This window comes from Halomonas sp. GFAJ-1, from assembly GCA_002966495.1.
GTDB lineage: Bacteria > Pseudomonadota > Gammaproteobacteria > Pseudomonadales > Halomonadaceae > Vreelandella.
This window is the reverse complement of the sequence record CP016490.1, coordinates 2,820,455-2,837,036: the sequence shown is the minus strand read 5'-3', so window position 1 is coordinate 2,837,036 and position 16,582 is coordinate 2,820,455. Positions and strand designations below refer to the sequence as shown.

Annotated in this window: 13 protein-coding genes; 11 read left to right on the top strand and 2 right to left on the bottom strand. The window is 51.8% G+C overall.

What is annotated here, in order from left to right; translation table 11 throughout:
• Positions 1–28: 28 nt before the first annotated feature.
• From BB497_12765 to BB497_12725, 9 genes are all read left to right on the top strand, one after another.
• Positions 29–445: a hypothetical protein gene (locus BB497_12765; protein AVI64354.1), complete on the top strand. Its 417-nt coding sequence runs from the start codon at positions 29–31 to the stop codon at positions 443–445.
• Positions 438–2,000 carry a hypothetical protein gene (locus BB497_12760; protein AVI63508.1) on the top strand — a complete coding sequence of 521 codons (1,563 nt, stop codon included), beginning with the start codon at positions 438–440 and terminating at the stop codon, positions 1,998–2,000. Before BB497_12765 ends, BB497_12760 begins: the two co-directional genes overlap by 8 nt.
• Positions 1,984–2,658 carry a hypothetical protein gene (locus tag BB497_12755; GenBank protein ID AVI63507.1) on the top strand — a complete coding sequence of 225 codons (675 nt, stop codon included), beginning with the start codon at positions 1,984–1,986 and terminating at the stop codon, positions 2,656–2,658. The genes BB497_12760 and BB497_12755 overlap by 17 nt, the downstream gene beginning before the upstream one ends.
• Before the next feature lie 324 nt (positions 2,659–2,982).
• Complete coding sequence (locus tag BB497_12750) at positions 2,983–4,542, top strand: hypothetical protein (GenBank protein ID AVI63506.1); 1,560 nt, start codon at positions 2,983–2,985, stop codon at positions 4,540–4,542.
• A complete protein-coding gene (locus BB497_12745) occupies positions 4,539–5,801 on the top strand; it encodes a type I restriction endonuclease subunit S (GenBank protein ID AVI63505.1) in 1,263 nt (420 codons plus the stop codon). Before BB497_12750 ends, BB497_12745 begins: the two co-directional genes overlap by 4 nt.
• The gene (locus tag BB497_12740) at positions 5,798–6,436 is read left to right on the top strand and encodes a hypothetical protein (GenBank protein ID AVI63504.1); all 639 of its coding nucleotides are present in this window, start codon (positions 5,798–5,800) and stop codon (positions 6,434–6,436) included. Before BB497_12745 ends, BB497_12740 begins: the two co-directional genes overlap by 4 nt.
• Before the next feature lie 9 nt (positions 6,437–6,445).
• Positions 6,446–7,483: an Appr-1-p processing protein gene (locus BB497_12735; GenBank protein ID AVI63503.1), complete on the top strand. Its 1,038-nt coding sequence runs from the start codon at positions 6,446–6,448 to the stop codon at positions 7,481–7,483.
• Positions 7,480–10,701 carry a DEAD/DEAH box helicase gene (locus BB497_12730; GenBank protein ID AVI63502.1) on the top strand — a complete coding sequence of 1,074 codons (3,222 nt, stop codon included), beginning with the start codon at positions 7,480–7,482 and terminating at the stop codon, positions 10,699–10,701. The genes BB497_12735 and BB497_12730 overlap by 4 nt, the downstream gene beginning before the upstream one ends.
• A 40-nt stretch (positions 10,702–10,741) precedes the next feature.
• Positions 10,742–12,844, top strand: a complete 2,103-nt coding sequence (locus BB497_12725; protein ID AVI63501.1) for a hypothetical protein — start codon at positions 10,742–10,744, stop codon at positions 12,842–12,844.
• A gap of 66 nt (positions 12,845–12,910) precedes the next feature.
• On the opposite strand, the gene BB497_12720 is transcribed toward BB497_12725, so the two are convergent.
• Positions 12,911–13,729 carry a transposase gene (locus tag BB497_12720; protein AVI63500.1) on the bottom strand — a complete coding sequence of 273 codons (819 nt, stop codon included), beginning with the start codon at positions 13,727–13,729 and terminating at the stop codon, positions 12,911–12,913.
• Between the two features lie 56 nt (positions 13,730–13,785).
• The gene (locus BB497_12715) at positions 13,786–14,064 is read right to left on the bottom strand and encodes a transposase (protein ID AVI63499.1); all 279 of its coding nucleotides are present in this window, start codon (positions 14,062–14,064) and stop codon (positions 13,786–13,788) included.
• 118 nt (positions 14,065–14,182) lie between these two features.
• Here BB497_12715 and BB497_12710 point away from each other — a divergent pair, with 118 nt between their 5' ends.
• Positions 14,183–15,202, top strand: coding sequence for an HNH endonuclease (locus tag BB497_12710; protein ID AVI63498.1), 1,020 nt, complete (start codon positions 14,183–14,185; stop codon positions 15,200–15,202).
• Positions 15,203–15,205: 3 nt separating this feature from the next.
• Positions 15,206–15,784 (top strand): tellurite resistance protein, encoded by a 579-nt coding sequence (locus tag BB497_12705; protein AVI63497.1) that lies wholly within the window; start codon positions 15,206–15,208, stop codon positions 15,782–15,784.
• Positions 15,785–16,582: the final 798 nt, after the last annotated feature.

Here is a 16,582-nt window from a genome sequence, read left to right as displayed (position 1 = left end):
CAAAAATACACGCCCTGACGTTCATGCCATGCTGGCGCGGTTGGAAAAGGTGCGCGAAAACGGTCCAGGTCGTTGGATTGCCTCCTGTCCCGCTCACCATGACCGCTCACCAAGTCTAGCGATTCGTGAGACGCCAGATGGCACCCTTCTAATGAAGTGCTTTGCTGAGTGCCCCATAGCGGACGTATTAGTCGCCGTTGGCTTAGAGCTGAAAGACCTGTTTCCTCAGCGTGAGCGCGATGTCTATCGCGCCAGCAAGCGTCCAGGGGAGCGTTGGGTTCCTCGTGACGTGCTCGCTGCCATTGCCCGTGAGGCACTTATCGTACTGCTCGCTGCTAATTCTACTCACCGGGGGGATTGCTTGAGCAGTGCTGACCTCGACCGTTTGGCCACGGCAGCAGGCCGCTTACGAAGTGCGGCTAAGGAAGTGGGCTGCAATGTTTAATCACGATACTACTGGTGCGTCATGGTTGGATGACCAAGCACACCAAATGATAGAGACGCCTTCTAATGATGAAGGCAATCTCGACCTATCACCCGAACCACTGCCGCTTTCACCTAAGCCTCTGTCGTATCCTGTTGAAGCCCTGGGGCCGGTACTTGCCCCTGCTGCCAAACGCCTGGCCTATCACGTTCAAGTACCAATCGGGATGGCGTGCCAGTCAGTGCTCAGTGCGGCCTCGTTAGTAGTGCAAGGTCACGTTGATGTTGCCCGGGGGAATATTGGCAGCGGGCCAGTAGCCCTTTTCCTGATGACTGAAGGAGAGAGTGGGGAGCGTAAATCTAGTGTTGATAAGATTGCGCTGGCCCCCATTCGTACTATCGAAGCGGAGCAGCGGGAACAGTTCGACAAGGTAATGACAACATTCAGGGCCGAGGATGAAGCCTGGGAAATGTGCCGTAAGTCGATCATTGCCGCAAACGAAGTTAAGGGTAAGCAGGCCATGAGCGAAGAGCAGCAAGCCCGCTTGTCAGAACAGTTGGCGGCGCACGATGAATGCCGTCCTAAGCCGCCACCTATGCCAAATTTAACGTTCTCGGAGCCAACAGCAGAAGGGATGTATAAGCATTTGAAGGCTAACCATCCCAGTGCTGGTCTTTATAGTGATGAAGCTATCGGTTTTTTCGGTGGGCACGGCATGAGTGAGGAGGCGAGGGGGCGCACCATTGAAGCGCTTTGCCACCTATGGGATGGAGCACCGTTAACACGTACACGTGGGACGGTAGGTGAATCTGGCTTTCTGGCAGGACGCCGCCTATCTACCCACCTGATGATGCAACCAATCATTGCCGATAAGGTACTGGGCGATCCGTTACTCCAAGGGCAGGGGTTTCTGCCTCGGTTTTTGATTTGCCGGGAGCCAAGCCTCATTGGTACCAGGTTTTTAGCCGACCGTGATCCTAGCGCCAGCGTGGACACCGACCCGGATATTGCAGCGTACTGCCGCCGTATCGACGAGCTGGCACGTAAGGAGCTACCCATTAACGACAGCGGCGAACTCGAGCCCCGCTTGTTACGTATCGAAGGCGAGCCTTTTAAAGTGATGTGCGATCTTCACGACGGCATCGAGTCTGAGTTAGCTCCCGACGGGGCCTTCCACGATATACGCGCCTTCGCCAGCAAAGCCACTGAGAACGCCGCCCGCCTGGCCGCCATTATGTCCGTAGTAGAAGGGGCCGACGCGATCAGCGTGACCCACATCGAACGCGCCGGGCAATTGGTTACGTATTACCTCGAGACGATGAAGAACCGCACCAATGAAGCACAGCAAGATCAACAGGAACGCCAAGCCCGTGATTTACTGGGCTGGATCAGCAGCCACGGTAGCACGCTGCATCAAAATGATTTCAAGCGACTTCCAAGCGCCTATCGTAGCGCCAAAAAAGCCCGGCTGCTGCTTGATAAGCTGGTGCTGGCGGGGTACTTGCGCGCTACTAAATACAGTGCTCGTAACACTGCGACTGAATGGAAAGTTGTGAACCATGTTCAATCCCATTGAGCGCGGTAGGCAGTTACGCGAACAGCGTAAATATGCCAATAAGGGGAGCTGCGGATTTAGCGGATTTGAGGATGCATCCCAAAAAATACAGCGATACCAATGCGTTGGTGATAGCGCACCGTTTGCGGGCAAAGTGCGGATAACTGCGGATAGTTCTGTGGATGCACCCACAGTCGAGAAAGTCCGCAATGTATCCGCAGTGCATCCGCAGCTTATGAAGGCCTCAGCTTCAAGCCTTTCCGCAAATCCGCAAAACCCGCATAGGGGAGGGGTGGGGATAGCGTTGCCACCTGTAGAAGAGGCGACAACGGCTGCGAACGTGGAAACCTTGCTGACCAACTTGCTTATGGTTGGTCGCGATTTAGGAGGGGTAAAAGAGCTGGCGCGCACCACGATGCTTCAACAAAGCCAGAAAGCGGTAGCAGAGTTGGCCGCTGCACTGGATGATGCTTTTGAGGTGTCACCAGACATCGCTACTGCCATAGCTCAGTGCCGCCAGCTACTTACAAATCCGGCGGCGCTCGAAGCTGCTAAAGCGCTATGGCCAAAGTTGCCACCAACGCCAGCGCCAGCCTCTAACGGCCTATTGATACAATCTCCCCCACAACAGGAGCCATGCCCTTGGGGGCCTCCTATCCCCCCACAAACCACTCCTTAGCCTTTTGCTTTAGTAAAACGTAAAAATGAGGTGAAAATGCCCTTTGATAAGCTTTTACGTTTTAATCTTCGCGGGTTTTCAGCAAAACGGGACACCCCACTAGGGGGGTGAAAAATAAGGTGAGTGGAAAATTAGGGACATATCCCGACCTGCAATATGGTGAAGCTACGAACACCTGAATGCCTATCGCAGCCCCGATGTTTTTAAAGCCGCATCCATGCTGATGAAAAGACATGCGCCGCGCTGCAAAACCTCAGGTGCCTGTAGTAAGCTAATCCTAATTCAATACGTTACGAAAACGGTAATACCAACGGGAGCATCACCTTGGTCGATGGAAGCGCAGAAAAACGGCTGTGGGCAGCCGCTGACCAGTTATGGGCCAACACCGGCCTGAAGCCTGCCGAGTTCTCAGCCCCCGTGCTAGGCCTTATTTTCTTGAAATACGCCGATAGGAAGTATGCCGCCGCCGAAGAAAAGCTGGGGCCAGTGGGGTCTGGTGGCCGCCGTAAGGTGAGCAAGGACGACTACCTGGCAGAAGGCGTGATTTTCCTTCCTGAAACGGCTCGCTTTTCCTACCTTCTAACGCTGACGGATGGCGACAACATCGGGCGAATCATCAACGATGCCATGAAGGCTATCGAGGAGGAGAACACAGACCTAAAAGGTGCTCTACCGCGAACCTATACCCGCCTTGAAAACTGGGTGCTCCAGGAGCTGCTCAAGCAGATCGGCCCGGTGGATCTCTCCGGTGATGCGTTCGGCAAGGTGTACGAGTACTTCCTGGGTAACTTCGCCTTGAAGGAAGGCCAGAAAGGCGGGGTCTTCTACACCCCGGAATCGGTAGTTAAGCTGATTGTCGAGATTCTTGAGCCCTACCACGGGCGCATCTTCGACCCGGCCTGTGGTTCCGGTGGTATGTTTGTACATTCGGCTGAATTTGTGCAACGCCACCACAAATCAGCGGTGGATGAAATATCGGTGTTTGGTACCGAGAAAGACCAGACCACCGTCAACCTCAATAAGATGAACCTCGCAGTGCATGGCCTTTCCGGCGATGTGCGGGTGTCCAACACCTACTACGAAGACCCCCACCACGCGGTCTACAAGAACGGTGAAGGCTTCTTCGACTTTGTGATGGCTAACCCCCCGTTCAACGTCTCTGGTGTGGATAAGGAGCGGCTGGAGGGCGACCCACGCTTCCCCTTCGGGATGCCCAGAACCGACAACGCCAACTACCTCTGGATCCAGCTCTTCTACGCTTCGCTGAAGCCGACTGGCCGAGCTGGCTTTGTTATGGCCAACTCGGCGGGAGATGCCCGAGGCAGCGAGCAGGTCATCCGCCAGAAGCTGATAGAGTCCGGCGCCGTGGATGTGATCGTCTCGGTGGGGCCGAACTTCTTCTATACCGTCACGCTGCCCTGCACCCTATGGTTTTTCGACCGGGCTAAGAGCGAGACTGAGCGGGGTGACAAGGTGCTGTTCGTTGATGCCCGCCACCTTTACCGCCAGATCGACCGGGCGCACCGCGACTGGCTGCCGGAACAGATCGAGTTCCTGGCCAACATTGTGCGCCTCTACCGTGGTGAAGACATCGAGCTGGATCAGGGTAGTGAAACACTGCTGGCTGAGAAGGGGCTGGGCGATGGCTACGCCGATATCCCTGGCCTATGCACAGTGGCGACTCGTAAAGAGATCGAGGCGCAGGGCTGGTCGCTGAACCCTGGGCGCTATGTTGGGGCTGCGGCGAGAGAAGCAGAGGATGTGGACTTTACAGAGCGGCTGGAGGAACTGGCTGAGGAGCTGGAGGTGCTGAACGCGGAGGCAAGAGAGCTTGAAGAGATAATTGGAAGCAATGTTGCTGGTATTCTAGAGGCAGCATCATGAGCTGGAACAATATCACTGTTGGTGACCTTGTCGAAAGTGGAGAGGCCGAGGTCAAAACCGGCCCTTTCGGAACCCAGCTCAGAGCCAGCGACTATGTTGAGAAGGGGACGCCCGTTATCAACGTCAGAAACATCGGATTCGGTAGCATTCGACCCGATAAACTTGAGTACATTCCTGAAGAAGTAGTCAAAAGGCTTTCCAATCACCTGCTCCGTAAAGGTGATATTGTCTTTGGGCGAAAAGGAGCTGTTGAGAGACATGTCTACATCCGGTCAGGCCAAGAACGCTGGTTTCAGGGGTCCGATTGCCTTAGGCTAAGAATTAATAGTGAAAACAGTGTGCTATCTAAGTACCTTTCTTTCACATTTCTTACCCATGAACATCAGTCTTGGATGATGCAGCAGTGTTCACACGGCGCCACTATGGCTTCGCTGAACCAAGACATTATCAAACGAATCTCTGTGAGACTTCCTCCAATTGAGAAACAGAGAATGATTGTCGATATTCTCTCCGCCTACGACGATCTCATCGAGAACAACACCCGCCGCATCGAGATTCTTGAAGAAATGGCCCGGCGACTGTACGAGGAGTGGTTCGTTCACTTCCGCTTCCCTGGGCATGAGGAGGTGAGTTTTAAGGAGAGTGAGCTTGGGAGGATTCCTGAGGGGTGGGGGATAGCCAACCTAGAGGAAGTTGTTGATTTGACGATGGGGCAATCACCCAAGTCAGAGTTTTACAACGACAGAGGGGAAGGACTTCCATTTCACCAAGGTGTCACGGACTTCGGAAACTACTTTCCCAGCAACAGGCTTTACTGCACTGTGGAGAACAGAGTCGCTGAGGAGGGGGATATCCTTTTCAGTGTTCGCGCCCCAGTGGGAAGGATCAATATCTCGAAAGAGAAAATTGTCATTGGACGCGGTGTTTCTGCACTCCGCAGCAAGGCGGGTCATCAGGTATTCTTGCTGTCACAGCTCCGAAAAATCTTCGAGGAAGAAGACTCGATTGGTAATGGCGCCATATTCAAAGCAGTCACCAAGAAAGATATGCAAACAATCAAGATGTTACAGCCTAATGTTCACTACATAGAGAGCTTTGAGTCCATCGCTGGCCCTCTCTGGAAGCAGATACGAGTGCTTTCAGACAAGAATATTAACCTTCGCGGCCAACGCGATCTTCTCTTGCCCAAGCTGGTCTCCGGTGAGATCGACGTATCCGATATTCCCATGCCCAACGACAAGGAGGTCGAAGCCGCATGACACCCCCTGACCCGACGCATATCTTCCATATCACCGCCCTTGATAATCTGCAGAAGATCCTCGCGGCCGGTGAGCTACGAGCCAAGCGTGCATTGGAGCAGGAAGATACGGGTTACACCAACATTGCCCATATGACGATACAGGATCGGCGAAATCATACCCCGGTGCCGTGTGGCCCTGGTGGTGTGTTGCATGACTATGTGCCGTTTTACTTTGGGCCGCGTTCTCCCATGCTATTCACGCTGTCAAAAGGCAATGTTGAGGGATTCACTGGCGGCCAGCCATCTATTGTCCACATAGTATCCAGCATCCAGAGAGTAGAGGCCGCTGAACTGGGTTTTGTGTTCACAGACGGCCACGGGATTATGGAGTTTACCGATTTCTATGATGACCTGGCTCAGCTGGACGAAATCGACTGGCCGTTGATGCGTGCCCGTTACTGGGCAGATACTGATGAAGACCCCGACCGTAAACGCCGCAGGCAGGCTGAGTTCCTTGTTCATGAAAGATTCCCTATTGGACTCATTATAGGAATAGGGGTGATGAACGAGCACACAAAAGAAAAAGCCGAAACCTTGATCCAACGTTTAGGGCTGAACATTCCGGTGGCCGTCAAAGCCGGTTGGTATTACTGAGGTGGCATTATGATTGAAACGACACAAGGCAATTTGCTGGAAGCCGATGCCGAGGCCCTCGTCAATACCGTGAATTGCGTGGGTGTTATGGGGAAAGGTATCGCCCTGCAATTTAAGCAAGCGTTCCCGGAAAACTTTTCGCTGTATGCCCGCGTTTGCAAAGAAGGGCGCATGTTACCCGGCAGAATGTTGGTCTTCGAAACGGGCGGCATGGTCAACCCTAAATACATCATCAATTTCCCGACAAAACGGCACTGGAAAGGGAAGTCGAAGATAGAGGATATTGATGCGGGCCTGATGGATCTGGTCGCGCAGATTGAACACTACCGTATTCAATCTATTGCTATACCCCCGCTAGGGGCGGGGCTAGGTGGGCTTAACTGGGCAGACATCAAACCGCGCATTGAGCAAGCCTTTGCAGAACTGCCGGATGTCCGCGTGCTGATGTTCGAGCCAAAGGGAGCCCCACCGGTTGAGCAAATGCCAGTGCGCACGAAACGGCCGAAGATGACCCCTGGACGGGCACTGCTCATCCGGTTACTAGACCTTTATGGCCGCCAGGGTTACCGCCATAGCTTGTTGGAAGTACAGAAGCTTGCCTACTTTTTGCAGGCCGCTGGTGAACCCATGCAGTTGCAATTCACCGCGCACCACCTGGGGCCTTATGCAGATAACCTAAACCACGCGTTACAACGGATGGAAGGGCATTTTATTAGGGGCTATGGTGACCGCTCCGGTAATGCTGAAATCCGCCTAATGCCCGGTGCTTTGGAAGAAGCGCAAGCATTTTTGGCAAACAATTCAGAAGCCGAGCACCACCTTGAGCGCGTCAAGGCGCTAATAGAAGGCTTTGAAACCCCCTATGGCATGGAACTGCTGTCTACGATTCATTGGGTAGTGTCCCATGAGCCTGATAACGCCAGCAGCCTGGAACACATCAGCGAGCGCGTAGCGTCTTGGAGCCATCGCAAAAAGCAATTGATGAAGCCAAAACATATTCACAAGGCCTATGCGCGCATTGAACAACAAGGATGGGCTTCTGCATGACACCACCTCCGTCTCTCGCTTACGCCTACTCTGAGGATGCCCTGGTCGAGCAGCCTGCTATTAAGCTGTTTGCTGACCTAGGCTGGGACACCGCCAATCTCTACGGGGAGTGGTCGGGAACGGTATCGAGCGAGGGGCGGCAGACCCAGCAGGATGTGGTGCTGGTGCCTCGGCTGCGTCTAGCGCTGGAAAAGCTCAACCCCAAGTTGCCCGCCGATGCGCTGGAGAAGGCCATTGAAGAGCTGACCCGCGACCGTGCCACGCTGCTGGCGGTAAATGCTAACCTGGAGGTCTATCGGCTGCTCAAAGATGGCGTGAAGGTTGAGGTCTCCGATGAGCATGGCGGCACCGCTATCGAGACGGTAAGGGTGATCGACTGGAGCCAGCCAGAGCAGAATGACTTCCTGCTGACTTCTCAGTTCTGGGTGCGGGGTGAACTGCACACTCGGCGTACTGATTTGGTCGGCTTCATCAATGGATTGCCGCTGCTGTTTGTGGAGCTGAAGACCAGCCATAAAACCCTCAAGTCAGCCTTTGACGGTAATCTGAGCGACTACCGCTCGGTGATCCCTCAACTGTTTACTTATAACGCCGTGGTAATGCTCTCCAACGGCAGCGAGACCGTGGTGGGCAGTACCTTCTCCCCCTGGGAGCATCTCTTCGAGTGGAAGCGGATCAACGACGAGGGCGAGAAAGGGGTGGTGTCCTTGGAGACCGCCATCCGGGGTATTGCCGAGCGAGTACGGCTGCTGGATATCGTGGAGAACTTCACGGTGTTTGAGGAAGCCCAAGGCGGCACCATCAAGAAGATCGCCAAAAATCACCAGTACCTCGGGGTGAACAAGGCTATCGCCGAGTTGCAAAGGATCAAGAATCGACCTGCCGGTGAGGCGGGACGGCTGGGAGTGTTCTGGCATACCCAGGGTTCGGGCAAGTCGCTTTCTATGGTGTTCTTTACTCAGAAGATCCACCGCACTATCCCCGGCAACTGGACGTTCGTGATCGTCACCGACCGCAACGAGCTGGATGAGCAGATCTACAAGACCTTCGCTGCCACGGGAGCGGTCAACGAGGTGGAAGCCCACGCGGAAAGCGGTGCTCACCTCAAGCAGCTGCTCAGCGAGGATCACCGCTATGTCTTCACGCTGATCCAGAAATTCGGCACCAAGCAGGGTGAAACCTACCCCAAGCTCTCCGACCGGCAAGACATTATCGTCATCACCGACGAGGCCCACCGCTCCCAGTACGACACCCTGGCCATGAACATGCGCACAGCGCTGCCCCATGCCGCCTTCCTGGGTTTCACCGGGACACCGCTGATGGCCGGGGAGGAGAAGACCAAGGAGGTGTTCGGCGACTACATCTCGGTGTATGACTTCGGGCAATCCATTGCCGATGGGGCAACGGTGCCGCTCTACTACGAGAACCGTATCCCCGAGCTGCAGCTGATCAACGAGAACCTGAACGATGACCTGACACGGCTACTGGAAGATGCCGAGCTGAACGAAGATCAGGAGAAGAAAGTCGAGCGGGTCTTTGCTCGGGAGTACCACCTGATCACCCGCGATGACCGCCTGGAAGCCATCGCCGAGGATCTGGTGCAGCACTTCGTTGGTAGGGGCCACCAAGGCAAAGCGATGATGGTCTGCATCGACAAGGCTACCGCCGTGAAGATGTACGACAAGGTACAGGCCCACTGGCAGGACTACCTGGCCCGACTTCAGGCTGACCTGACCTCTGCCCCAGAGGAGCAGCAGGAGGCCCTGAAGCACAAGATCAAGGTGCTGGAGACGACCGACATGGCGGTGGTGGTCTCTCAGGGTCAGAACGAGGTGAAGGAGCTAGCAGACAAGGGGCTCGACATACTGCCTCACCGCAAGCGTATGGTGGAGGAAGATCTCGACGAGCAGTTCAAAGATCCCGACAGCACGCTGCGGCTGGTGTTTGTCTGCGCTATGTGGATCACCGGCTTCGATGTGCCGTCCTGCTCGACCATCTACCTCGACAAGCCGATGAAAAACCACACCCTGATGCAGACCATCGCCAGGGCCAACCGCAAGTATCCCGGCAAGGAAGCGGGTCTGATCGTGGACTATGCGGGAGTGTTCAGAAAGCTGCAGGAGGCCTTGGCCATCTATGGCGGCGCTGCCCCCTCTAAAGTGGGTGAGCCGCCGGCTGCCTACGGCGATCAACCGTCACAGGACGATAGCAGCCCAATCCAGCAGAAGGCCGAGCTGGTGGAGTACCTCAAGCACCTGTTGGCCAAGGCCATCACCTTCCTGACTGAGAAGCAGATTAACCCCGAGGCGATCAAGGCGGCAGGGGGCTTTGAAAAGGTGGCCCTGCTGGACGATGGCGTGGAAAAGCTGCTGGAGAGCGAGGAGACCAAGAAGGCCTTCCTGGGGCTCGCCAGAGCCACCTCCAGGGTTTATAGAGCGATCCTGCCCGATCCTTCCGCCAACGAGCTGGCGCCCGATGCGGTATTGCTCTCGGTGCTGGCGCAGAAAATCAAGGCGCTAGAGCCTGAAGTAGATATCTCCCAGGTGATGCGGGAGGTAGACGACCTGCTGGATCAGTCCGTGGCTCCGGTACCCTACCTCATCGAGGATACCGACGAGGAAAAACTGTTTGACCTCAGCAAGATCGACTTTGACAAACTTCAGGAGCGCTTCAACAAAGGCAAGAAACGTACCGAGTCTGAAAAGCTGCGGGCGCTGCTGAACCAGAAGCTGGAAAGCATGGTGGCCAAGAACCCCAGCCGCACCGACTTCATGGAGAAGCTGCAGGCGCTGATCGAGAAGTACAACTCAGGCAGCGTGAACATCGAGGCGTTCTTTCGCCAACTGATGGCGTTCACTGAGGAACTGCAGGAGGAAGACCAGCGGGCAATCCGCGAAGGGCTCACCGAGGAAGAGCTGGCGCTATTTGACATTATTACCAAGCCAGCCCCAGAGATGAGCGACAAAGAGGTAGCGAAGGTGAAGGCCATGTGCCGGGAGCTGCTGGAAACCCTAAAGCAGGAAAAGCTGGTGTTGGACTGGCAGAAGAAAGCCCAGGCCAAAGGCGATGTTCGCCGCACCCTGGAAATTGTTTTCGACCAGGGACTGCCATCGAGCTTCGATGAACACGTCTACAACGAAAAGTGTGAAGCAGCGTTCCACCACTTGATGACCAGCTACTACGGCGGCGGGCAGAGTGTGTATTCGTCTTATATTTAGCGCAAATTTTTGAAAATATCTATTAGGTTAAGGAAAACGCATGAAGGCAACTGAAGCCAATTTGCTAGAGGTGCTAGAGAAGCCAAGACAGTTTCGCATCCCTATTTACCAGCGCAATTATGCTTGGGGTGAAGCTCAATGTGGGCAGCTCCTCAGAGATGTGTTGGCAGTGGGTGCCGATGAGGGAGCAGCTACGCATTTCTTAGGCACCATTGTTTACGTGGAGCGGGCTCAGTCCATTCTCGTTAAGCAAGAACCGCTAATGGTCATTGATGGTCAGCAACGTTTGACCACTGTTACTTTGATGCTGTTAGCGCTTTACCACTATCTTGCTAAAAACTTGTCGCCTGATCAGGCCGAAGCGCTACGCCGCCGTTTTTTGATCAATCCCAATGAAAACGGTGAAATGCTTTACAAGGTGGTTTTGTCAGATATTGACCGGCCTACGCTGATTTCACTTATTGATGAATTACCAATGCCAGATCCTTGTAGTTCATGCGTAATAAATAATTATAATTTTTTCAAGGAGTGGTTTGAAGCTAACCCAGCTAAATTAGATGCGGTCTATCTTGGACTCTCGAAGTTAGAGATTGTGGCAGTTGCCTTGGAGCGCCAGCGAGATAACCCTCAGTTGGTCTTCGAAAGTATGAACTCAACTGGCTTAGATCTTAGTCAAGCAGATCTGATTCGTAATTTTGTATTGATGGGGCAAGAGCCTCATGAGCAGGAGGCGCTTTATAGCCATTACTGGCGAGCTATGGAAGATGGATTCGGTCAAAAAGCGTATGCTCGTCATTTTGATAGCTTCATGCGTCATTATCTGACGACGGTCACTAATGATATTCCCAATATCAATAAGGTGTATGCGGCTTTCAAAAAGTACGCGGCAGGATACAACGGCTCTATCCGTGATCTGATCAAAGAGGTGCATACTTACGCCAAGCATTATTGCGCTATGGCCTTGGGCAATGAGTCAATTCCCAAGCTGCGACAGGTCTTTAAAGATTTGCGAGAGTTGAAGGTTGACGTTGCGTACCCTTTGTTACTAGAGGTGTACCACGACTATAAGCACAACGGGCTACTTTCTGCAGAAGAATTAGAAAAAGTTGTGAGGTTGATTGAGAGCTATGTTTTTCGTCGTGCAGTTTGTGGAATCCCCACAAACTCTATGAATCGGACATTTGCCCGTTTTACACATAACATACGAAAAGATCGCTACTTGGAAAGCATAGAGGCGACCTTCATGTTGCTTCCATCATACCGCCGTTTTCCAAGCAACGCTGAGTTTCAAACAGCCCTAGAAGAACGTGATCTTTATCATTTCCGAAACTTACGTTATTGGCTGAGAAAATTAGAAAACCACGGTCGAAAGGAAATCGTGTTGATAGATGAATTTACTGTTGAGCATGTGATGCCTCAGAACAGTGAGTTATCTCAAGAATGGCAGGCATTACTTGGGCCACAGTGGCAAAGTGTCCAGGAGTTCTATCTGCATACGTTGGGTAACCTAACATTAACCGCTTATAACAGTTCCTATTCGGATAAGCCGTTTCTTGAGAAGCGAGACGCAAAAGATAAAGCAGGCAAACCGATAGGTTTTGCTCATAGTCCACTTCATCTTAATAGTGACTTACGTCACCTTGAGACTTGGAATCAAGACACTATCCAGAAAAGAGCGACTCGATTGTCAGCATCCGCTCTTTCAGTGTGGCCTGTACCAGCTGTTAGTGATCAACTTCTAGAAGCTTATCGAAAACCATCACAGACTGAAGACACTGAATATACATTGGATGATCACCCCCAGCTAACTGGAGGTGCTATGCGCGAGCTATATGATACTTTTGCCACAGAGGTGTTAGCTCTCGACCCATGTGTCTATCAAGACGTTAAAAAGCTTTACATTGCTTTTAAAGCCGAGACGAATTTCGTTGATGTGATTCCACAAGCAAAGCGCTTGTTGCTTTCAATAAATATTGCTGCCACTGACCTGGAAGATCCTCGTGGTTTAGGGCGTGATGTTATAGGTATAGGGCGATGGGGTAATGGGGATATAGAAGTTCCTTTATCATCAGCTAGTGATCTTCCTTATGTTATAGGTCTTGTGCGACAAGCGCTTGAGCAGCAGATGGATGGCACGGCTTAAACTTATGTTTTCTAAAACCGTCTTTCTATGGCGGCGTTTTACTGGGTTTGAATCGCCCCGGATATTCTAGACACCCGTTAGGCTCTTAAAGTAACGCCTTTCATACTCAACCGGTGACAAGTTATCACTTGTGCCGTGTCGGCGCTTTGGGTTGTAAAACATTTCAATATAATTGAACACGTCACATCTAGCTGCTTCGCGTGTTGAATAAATCTGTCGCTTGATTCGCTCTCGCTTTAGAAGTTGAAAGAAGCTTTCAGCAACGGCGTTGTCATGACAGTTACCACGTCGGCTCATGCTGCCTACCAAGTGATTCGCTTTCAGAAAGCTTTGCCAGTCTCCACTGCTAAACTGGCTTCCTTGATCCGAATGCACCATCACCGTTCCTTGTGGCTTGCGTCGCCAGACTGCTGATAACAAAGCATCCAGTACCAACTCCGTAGTCATGCGAGACTTCATCGACCAGCCAACCACTTGACGAGAAAACAGGTCGATAACTACCGCTAAGTAAAGCCAGCCTTCATAAGTGCGGATGTACGTGATGTCCGTCACCCAAGTAACATTTGGCGCTGTTACTTCAAACTGACGGTCTAAATGGTTAGGGGATACAACAGCCGGTTTTCCACCGCCATAGCCGCCAGGGCGTCGTCGATAGCCTGTCTGAGAACGTAAACCTTCCCTACTCATAAGACGCGCCACACGGTGCTTCCCGCAAGCTTCGCCAGCTTCACGCAAGTCCTGGTAGACCTTGCGATAGCCATATACACCGCCGCTTTCAAGCCAGGAGTGCTTGATCAATCCCAGCAAGCGCTCATCTTCTCGCGCTCGATTAGAGAGCGCTTTTTTACACCATGCGTAGTAACCGCTGGGGTGCACTGCCATCATCTGACACAAGCGACGTACCGAATATTGGCTCGCATAATTTTGAATAAACGCGTACCTCAGTCGGACTCCCTGGCGAAGTACGCGGTGGCCTTTTTTAATATGTCTCGCTCTTCTGATACGCGTTTGAGCTCGGCCTTCAAACGACGGTTTTCAGCTTGGAGATCATCATCTTCTTGCCGTTGTTCTACCGGCTTATCGTAGCGCTTGATCCAGATGTACAGGCTGTGACCTGACACGCCTAGCCGCTCAGCGACCTCGGCCACGCGATGGCCGCGCTCTACCACCTGCTTGACGGCTTCGATTTTGAATTCTTCAGTGTAGCGGGGATAGCTCATGGTTCCTCCTAGATACCTTTAGTATAAGGCCTGGAGGTGTCTACGAAACCTGGGGCGATTCAGTTGTTGATGTTGGATGAGCTAGTGAATCTTCTACAACGTTTTTCGTGGAGACGAAATGGATTTCTATACATCGGAACCAACACTCGAAAACTACTGGCGTTCAGTTATTCTTTTTGGCCGAAATGTCGCTTCATATAAGTTTGCTCTGTCTAAAGCTCTCATTGACCTATCCCCAAGTGACCATGAATTAGTTACCTTGGAACAACTGGCCGTGCCCTATGCCAAGCATATCTGTGAGCATCTTCAGGGTAACGACAAGCAGGCCACCTCATCGAGCAGCCGGTTTCTGGATGAATGCCGAAAATTTAATCATGGAGAGACCACCAAAGTTTCTTTAATAAATACGACTGTAAAGCTCGGCTTTACAAACGTGATCGATGCCTTTCATAACGTAAACAGTGGCGATTTGCCTCAGCGTTTTTTCATAGACGAGCGACGCCAAAATAGTGGTATTCGCTTGACGGATAATTTTTATTCTTTGTTTAGAGAGCAGCAGCCAGGTTCGCTTTACGACGAGACCGAAGCACGTTGGCGATTGGTAGAAAGCGCTTGGTCGATGAATCTATCTCGGAACCTCATCACTGTTCAGCATGATGCTCAAAATGAATTGCTTTTTACTAACCAGGTGCATAGGCGCGTCAATATTACCTCTTGCAGGGATGCGCTCAACGGTTATCAAAAAGGGCGGTGTTTCTACTCGTTTAAAAAAATTAGCATTTGTTCGGGGAATGCCGAAAGGGCGGATGTAGATCACTTTTTCCCACACACACTGAAAGACAAGAGCATCATTCCCAACCTTGATGGGGTCTGGAATTTGGTTTTATCAAGCCAGGAGTGCAATCGTGGTAGTGGCGGAAAATTAGCTAGATTGCCATCACTGAATTTGCTGGCACGCTTGCACCAACGCAATGAATATCTAATTACAAGCCATCACCCACTTAGAGAAACGCTTATTCTGCAGACCGGAAAAGATGAACCTGCACGACGCAGGTTTCTTCAAAGCTGCTATAACCAAGCAAAATCGATCCTAATACACACATGGGAGCCTGAGCCACTAGATGATCCAATGTTTTAAAATATGAATAATTTCTACGATCAGCATGCGGCAGCGTTTTTTGCATCCACGGTCAACGTGGATATGTCGCCACTGTATAAGGAATTTCTACCTTATGTGCCCCCAGGTGGTCGTATCTTGGATGCGGGCTGTGGTTCAGGGCGAGATGCCAAAAACTTTAAGGATCAAGGTTATGTGGTCACAGCCATTGATGCATCTCAAACCCTTTGTGATCTTGCTTCTACGCATATCGGGCAACGTGCGCACTGCTTACCATTCCATGAAATAACATGGCAGGAGTACTTTGATGCGGTTTGGGCGTGTGCTTCGCTACTTCACCTGACTGCCGATCAATTGCCTGACGCTGTGGAGCGTCTTGTAAGCTCTCTCAAATCCAGTGGTGTGATGTATTGCTCGTTTAAGTGGGGCAGTCAGGAGCGTGACAAGGACGGGCGGCATTTCATTGATTTAAACGAGGAGCGTTTCACATCCTTTGTGGTATCTCCACTTAAAGTAGATGTGGTTAAGCTTTGGAAGACAGCAGACCGCCGCTCCTTACGGGAAGACGAGTTTTGGCTGAATGTCATTATAAGGAAGAGGTGATATCAGTGGTGATGGCAATTTCTGTAGGTATCGTGATTAGTTTCTAGGCTTGAAAATCATTGCATCACGTAGCATAGAAGCGCATCCAAGCGCCTTTTTTTATGTTGGGTGGGGTGTTGGGTAAAAATAAAAATCTATTTAAGCTATTGTTTTTAAATGGACGTAAGCGGACTGTCCCTCCGCCATATATTACGATTAAGCCGCTGATTTCAGCGGCTTTTTTGTGTCTGAAATTTAGCCAGCCCATACCTCGGCCCATACTTTGATTTTGGCTCTCACAGAATAGAAATAGACTTCTCTGGACGCTCTCTCTTCGTAAGTCGTTTTTATGATACTCGCTTCCATGGCTCAATTCCCTCAAAAACTTCACTGATACAGCTCGTAAGGGGGAACTGGCATCCTTTATTCTTTCAGATACTGTCCTCTGAAGAGTTTTGAATGGTAGCCGCTAGTTGGTAACGACCCAAAACGGACATTCCGGGTAGTGCAGCAGGCGCGAATTTTAGATATACAGTCTAACAAAAATTAACACCTCAAATCACTGTAGGCATTCCGATATTGAGTGGAGCGCTGTTGGATTAAATGGCTGGAACGACGGTTCCAGAAGGCGCGCAACATTTGGGGTCAGGTAGAGGTACTGCGTAAGGCGCTACCGTTGCCATGGGCAAGGATTATCCACCGATGTTGAATCCTTCAGCGAAGCTTTTGATTGAGGAGCCGGATACAGTCCGACGCCGCGATGCGAGGCATCTTGACTATCGCTTGGCCGATCAGCATGTTGTTGAGTTGATTGAAAAC

Bases quoted from the DNA above. Each gene is read 5' to 3' on its own strand.
- BB497_12755 (AVI63507.1), top strand. From the start codon at position 1,984: ATGTTCAATCCCATTGAGCGCGGTAGGCAGTTACGCGAACAGCGTAAA.
- BB497_12765 (AVI64354.1), top strand. From the start codon at position 29: ATGCTGGCGCGGTTGGAAAAGGTGCGCGAAAACGGTCCAGGTCGTTGG.
- BB497_12725 (AVI63501.1), top strand. From the start codon at position 10,742: ATGAAGGCAACTGAAGCCAATTTGCTAGAGGTGCTAGAGAAGCCAAGA.
- BB497_12705 (AVI63497.1), top strand. From the start codon at position 15,206: ATGAATAATTTCTACGATCAGCATGCGGCAGCGTTTTTTGCATCCACG.
- BB497_12730 (AVI63502.1), top strand. From the start codon at position 7,480: ATGACACCACCTCCGTCTCTCGCTTACGCCTACTCTGAGGATGCCCTG.
- BB497_12710 (AVI63498.1), top strand. From the start codon at position 14,183: ATGGATTTCTATACATCGGAACCAACACTCGAAAACTACTGGCGTTCA.
- BB497_12715 (AVI63499.1), bottom strand. From the start codon at position 14,064: ATGAGCTATCCCCGCTACACTGAAGAATTCAAAATCGAAGCCGTCAAG.
- BB497_12760 (AVI63508.1), top strand. From the start codon at position 438: ATGTTTAATCACGATACTACTGGTGCGTCATGGTTGGATGACCAAGCA.
- BB497_12740 (AVI63504.1), top strand. From the start codon at position 5,798: ATGACACCCCCTGACCCGACGCATATCTTCCATATCACCGCCCTTGAT.
- BB497_12745 (AVI63505.1), top strand. From the start codon at position 4,539: ATGAGCTGGAACAATATCACTGTTGGTGACCTTGTCGAAAGTGGAGAG.
- BB497_12720 (AVI63500.1), bottom strand. From the start codon at position 13,729: ATGATGGCAGTGCACCCCAGCGGTTACTACGCATGGTGTAAAAAAGCG.
- BB497_12735 (AVI63503.1), top strand. From the start codon at position 6,446: ATGATTGAAACGACACAAGGCAATTTGCTGGAAGCCGATGCCGAGGCC.